Raw genomic sequence first — 4,474 nt, forward strand, 5'->3', positions numbered from 1 at the left:
TAACCGATCCGGTCCGGCGCCTTGACCGCGGACGTGACCGCCTTCTCCGCACCACAGGCGGCCATGGCCAGCCCCACGCCGCCCATACCGAGGGCGGCGAGGAATGCCCGGCGGTTGACGTCGGGGGCCAGGGGCGGCAGGACACCCGTGGTGCGCCGCATCAGCCGGCCATCCGCTCAGGTGCCGTGAGGCCGCTCACGCCGTCCCAACCGCCGAAGCCGGTGATGGTCGCGGTCGAGACGATCTCACCGGTCGCGGGGTCGACGCCCACGACGGTCGGCAGGTCCGTGCCCTCGTCGTCGCCCTCGCCCGCCGTGGTCCCCAGCACGTAGAGGACCGAGCCGTCGAGGTTGTACGACGTCGAGTCGATGGAGTCCAGCCCCAGCTTCTCGAGGTCGAGGTTCCGGGTCTCCTTCGCCCCGTTCACGTCGAACAGCCGGACGCTCACCACGTCACCGCCGTTGGCCGAGTGGGGGTGGATCTCCGTGTCGGTGTACTCCACGAAGAACTGCTCGCCGTCCGGACGGATGGCGTTCTTGTAGAAGCGGCCACCGTCACGCCCGACGTTGCCGATGGGCGCCACCTCCTCGGTGGGCAGGCCGTTCGAGAAGTCGAACAGGTAGACGTCGCCCGCCTCGTTGACGAGGAACCCGGACCGGATCTCCTCGGCGAAGTGGGCCTCGCGGGCCGAGGTGAAGTCCTCCGGGAGGACCTCCGCCCGGGCGGTCTCGCTGATCCGGCCGTCGGAGTCGATCGTGAGCTCGATGAGCTCGCCCGAGTTCTCGCAGACCGAGTAGATCTTGTCCCCGACCGGCCACGTGAACGGTCCGCACCCGAGGATCTGGGTCTCCCCGGAGAGCACGCCGCGGTCGAGGTCCACGACGCGTGGGCCGAAGAGTTGGTCGTCCCACGAGGCCAGGTACCTACCCTGGCTGATGGTGTGCGAGCCCTCGCGGGAGTGGAACCGCACGTGCCTGGGGAGGAGGACCTCCGCGGGCTCGAGCAGGTTGCCGGAATACGTCGAGACCGTGAAATCGGACTGGCCGCGCGAACCGCGGGGCGCCCACACCTCGAACGCCACCGCCTGGGGCTCGGAGGCGTCGTCGGTGGTGAACACGTGGACCACGTCGTCCCAGATGGCGTGCCCGGTGGTGATCCGGGTCTTGACCACGCCGTCGACGGGGTCGAACGCCGCGTAGACGGTCTCGTTGTCCTTGCGCTCGGTGGTGATCATCCAGTCGGCACTGATCGGCGTGACCGCGGCGGTGTACGGCCGGTTGGGGTCGGATCCGACCTCACCGAGTTCCTGGTCGTCGTCGCCCAGGGCGGCGTTCGACGGGGGTGCGGTGACCTCGGGGACGTTGGGGAACTCGTAGGTGGTGGCCACGCCGTTGGCCACGTCGAACTCGTCGACGGTCTCGGTGGTGTCGCTGCCCGAGGAACAGCCCACGAGCATCAGGGCCGTGGCGGTGGCGATCGACAACCCGGCCAGCCGGGTGGTGGTGAACATCGTCATCAGGTGTCCTTTCCGGCCGGTCAACGGGAGCCGGCGCCGACGCGGGGCCGGGTCGCGTTGTTGGTCTGGCAGTCCTCGCCGATGATCGGCGCGAGGGTGCAGGTGTAGGACTGGGACTCATCCGAGACGCACCAGATGATCTCCTGGTCGAAGCTGCCGGCGACGGGGTTGTACATGACCGCCTGGGCGTCGGGTTCACCGCAGAACGTGCTCGCGCAACCGGGCGCTCCACAGCAGTCGTAGTAGGCGATGAGGTAGGTCTTGCCGTTCTCGGGATGGGTGCAGCACCCGACCCAGTACTCGGCACCCGGCCTGGAGCCGGGGGCACAGGTGGAGACACCGCCGCCGGCGCAGGCCGGGCACGGGTAGCCGTCCATGTTGCACCAGCGCCAGTAGTTGCACGCCGTGGGATCCTTGCCGTCATAGGTGGGCAGGAGGTCGTCGCCCGCCCCGAAGGGGGTCACCCGGGCGCCGCCGGCGGCGGGGGCCGCCTGGGCCATCGCCTGCGGGTCCCGCGTCACCGGCAGCGCGCCGACGACCGCGATACCGGAGACGCCCATCGTCCACTTGGCCATCTGGGACAGGACGGATCGGCGGGAGGTCCGCTCGGACAGTCGCCGCGACACCCTGCTCAGGGGGGTTCCTCCCCCGCCTGCCAGCCACTGGGCGTGCTCGGAGAGTCGGCGTTGGTCGGAATCGTCGATGTGGTCCACGGTGTCTTCCTTTCGAATCGAGGGTGGTGATCTGATCGCGATGCGTCCCGCGGCTCGCGCCGCGGGGAGCTCACGAAGCTGTGGGGACCTTCAGTCCGGCGTAGAGGTGCTGGATGGTCGGCGTGCCCGACTCGAGGGCGTTGAGCAGGCTCTCGACGTGCTGCATGTTGTTGCACAGGCCCTTGGCGGCGATGGAGCCGTCGGCGTCGAGCAGGACCCCGTACGGCGTGGTTCCGACCTGGTAGGCGATGCCCACCTCGCGGGCGTCGAGATAGGCGAGCTCGTCACCGATCCGCGCCCCGGCCAGGAACTCGCGGTGCTCCTCCTCGGTCCCGTCGGAGATCAGCACGACGTCCAGGTCCTTCTCGGCCTTGGCCATGGTCCGGATCCCGGGGAGCAGGGCCTTGCAGGTCGAGCACTTGGGGCCGGTGAACATCAGCAGCTGCGGCCGCCGGCGCTCCCCCGCCACCGAGGTCTCCCGACCCACGTGGTCGACGAGGCCCTCGAACGCGGGCCCGACGTCGCCGACGGCGGGGCCCGAATCCTGGACGCGGGCACCGAGCGGCCCGAGGCGCACCTGGACCCGACCGATCTCCCGGGCGAGCCCGAGGATCATGAGGACCAGGACGACGTCCACCAGGACCAGGACGATCAGGATGGTGTAGACGAGAGCGGACATGGGGTTCTCCTGTCGAAGGGGTTTCGGGCACGGAAGGGCCCCGTGCCGGGCGTGTGCGACACCTCCGGACGGGCGCGTCCGGGCGGTGGGAGGAGGTGCGGGGTGATCGGTGATGGGCCGGGTCGTCAGACCCGGGCGCCCTGACGACGGCGCATCTCGGCGCGGGCCGGGGCCAGGTAGTCGTCGACCCGGCGCCGGCCGAGCGACAGCGTCGATGCCACCGCCGCCACACCGAACCCGAGCACGACGGCCAGTGCGCCCGTCGCTACTCCTGTAGCGACCTCGGCCACGGAATCCGGTCCGGGCAGGACCACGGTCAGAGCGGCGGCCGCGGCGAAGCCGAGCGCCCGGGCGGCGTGCCACCAGGTGATCCGGGGGGCGTCATGGGTGCCGAAGGCGAAGCATCCGCAGTCGAGGTCGGTGCGTCCGCGGGCCAGGTTCACGGCGAGTCCCACCGCGTATCCGGCGAACAGGGCGGCAGCCGCCCAGGCCGTGACCGGCAGTCCCAGCCGGCCGATCGTGGCGACGCCGAGAGCGATCTCGATGAACGGGAGCGCACGCCCCAGCCGTCGGGCGACCGGATCCGGGAGGAGCTTGTATCCCATGACCACACGGGCGTGGGCATCGAGGTCCCTGAGTTTGCTCACCCCGGCGGTGAGCAGAGCGATCCCGACGACCGAGGTGATGAACATGCCCGTCATATGCGTTCCTTCCGGCGATGACGGCCCCTGGAGGCCTTGTGCGGTGGCACGGGGAGAACGCTAGGAGGACTTTGTTTCTGGCGTGTTTCACAGTTGATGCTCAGCTGTTTCCAAGACTCAACAGTTGTGGAGATCACAGTCGCACAGACGTTGAGTCCCGAAATGCCGGCAGCCCCCGTCTCCGATGATCCGGAGACGGGGGCTGCGACCTGCGGTGGTCCTAACTGGGTTCGAACCAGTGACCTCTCCGGTGTGAACGGAGCGCTCTTCCGCTGAGCTATAGGACCGCTGCGGCCGGGCTCACCGCCCAGGCACCGGAACACTGTATCAAGGTCGGTCCGGTTGCCCAATTCGACCCCACCGCGCGTGTGGCGGCGACCGGGCCGACGGGGCCGGGCCGGCACCCGACGCCGACCCCGCCCCCTGGACCCGTCGAGGGCGGGACGCGGCCGCGGGAGCACATAGGCCCAGGTGGCACGCGGTATCCGGGGCCCGATTTGTGAACCGAGAACGCCTTCGGCTAATGTTCATTCTCGCAACGCGGTGAGCAGCAGCGAGCCGGGAAGCGATGCGGATGTGGCGCAGCTGGTAGCGCATCACCTTGCCAAGGTGAGGGTCGCGGGTTCGAATCCCGTCATCCGCTCGGAGGGATCGAGGAGCCAGGACGTCCTCACCAGGCTCGATACCTTGCGGTGGAGTGGCCGAGTGGTGAGGCAGCGGCCTGCAAAGCCGTCAACACGGGTTCGATTCCCGTCTCCACCTCCACACCGGAGTCGCCTCCGGCGGAGAGTCCCGCGCGATTAGCTCAGCGGGAGAGCGCTTCCCTGACACGGAAGAGGTCACTGGTTCAATCCCAGTATCGCGC

General features: G+C 69.4%; 5 protein-coding genes and 4 tRNA genes. 3 read left to right on the top strand and 6 right to left on the bottom strand.

What is annotated here, in order from left to right:
• The 6 genes from Q0444_RS15090 to Q0444_RS05460 form a co-directional block, all read right to left on the bottom strand.
• The coding region (locus tag Q0444_RS15090) for a twin-arginine translocation signal domain-containing protein (protein WP_367179743.1) at nucleotides 1-161 on the bottom strand (161 nt) is incomplete at its 3' end.
• Nucleotides 161-1,516, bottom strand: coding sequence for a hypothetical protein (locus Q0444_RS05440; RefSeq protein WP_299021958.1), 1,356 nt, complete (start codon nucleotides 1,514-1,516; stop codon nucleotides 161-163). The genes Q0444_RS05440 and Q0444_RS15090, both read right to left, overlap by 1 nt.
• Before the next feature lie 20 nt (nucleotides 1,517-1,536).
• On the bottom strand, nucleotides 1,537-2,229 hold the full coding sequence (locus tag Q0444_RS05445) for a methylamine dehydrogenase light chain (protein ID WP_291084755.1): 693 nt from the start codon (nucleotides 2,227-2,229) through the stop codon (nucleotides 1,537-1,539).
• Nucleotides 2,230-2,299: 70 nt separating this feature from the next.
• Nucleotides 2,300-2,908 carry a redoxin domain-containing protein gene (locus tag Q0444_RS05450; RefSeq protein ID WP_299021960.1) on the bottom strand — a complete coding sequence of 203 codons (609 nt, stop codon included), beginning with the start codon at nucleotides 2,906-2,908 and terminating at the stop codon, nucleotides 2,300-2,302.
• 125 nt (nucleotides 2,909-3,033) lie between these two features.
• Nucleotides 3,034-3,609 carry a MauE/DoxX family redox-associated membrane protein gene (locus tag Q0444_RS05455; protein WP_299021962.1) on the bottom strand — a complete coding sequence of 192 codons (576 nt, stop codon included), beginning with the start codon at nucleotides 3,607-3,609 and terminating at the stop codon, nucleotides 3,034-3,036.
• 215 nt (nucleotides 3,610-3,824) lie between these two features.
• Nucleotides 3,825-3,896: transfer RNA gene (locus Q0444_RS05460), tRNA-Val, on the bottom strand.
• A 283-nt stretch (nucleotides 3,897-4,179) separates the two neighbouring features.
• Here Q0444_RS05460 and Q0444_RS05465 point away from each other — a divergent pair.
• From Q0444_RS05465 to Q0444_RS05475, 3 genes are all read left to right on the top strand, one after another.
• A tRNA-Gly gene (locus Q0444_RS05465) sits at nucleotides 4,180-4,252 on the top strand.
• Between the two features lie 48 nt (nucleotides 4,253-4,300).
• A tRNA-Cys gene (locus Q0444_RS05470) sits at nucleotides 4,301-4,374 on the top strand.
• Between the two features lie 29 nt (nucleotides 4,375-4,403).
• Nucleotides 4,404-4,474 (top strand) — tRNA-Val (locus Q0444_RS05475).

Origin of the sequence: uncultured Dietzia sp., from assembly GCF_937873725.1 — a bacterium.
In the GTDB taxonomy this organism is placed as follows: Bacteria; Actinomycetota; Actinomycetes; order Mycobacteriales; family Mycobacteriaceae; genus Dietzia.

Coding starts and splice junctions, on each gene's coding strand:
- Q0444_RS05450 (WP_299021960.1), bottom strand. CDS start 2,908: ATGTCCGCTCTCGTCTACACCATCCTGATCGTCCTGGTCCTGGTGGAC.
- Q0444_RS05455 (WP_299021962.1), bottom strand. CDS start 3,609: ATGACGGGCATGTTCATCACCTCGGTCGTCGGGATCGCTCTGCTCACC.
- Q0444_RS05440 (WP_299021958.1), bottom strand. CDS start 1,516: ATGACGATGTTCACCACCACCCGGCTGGCCGGGTTGTCGATCGCCACC.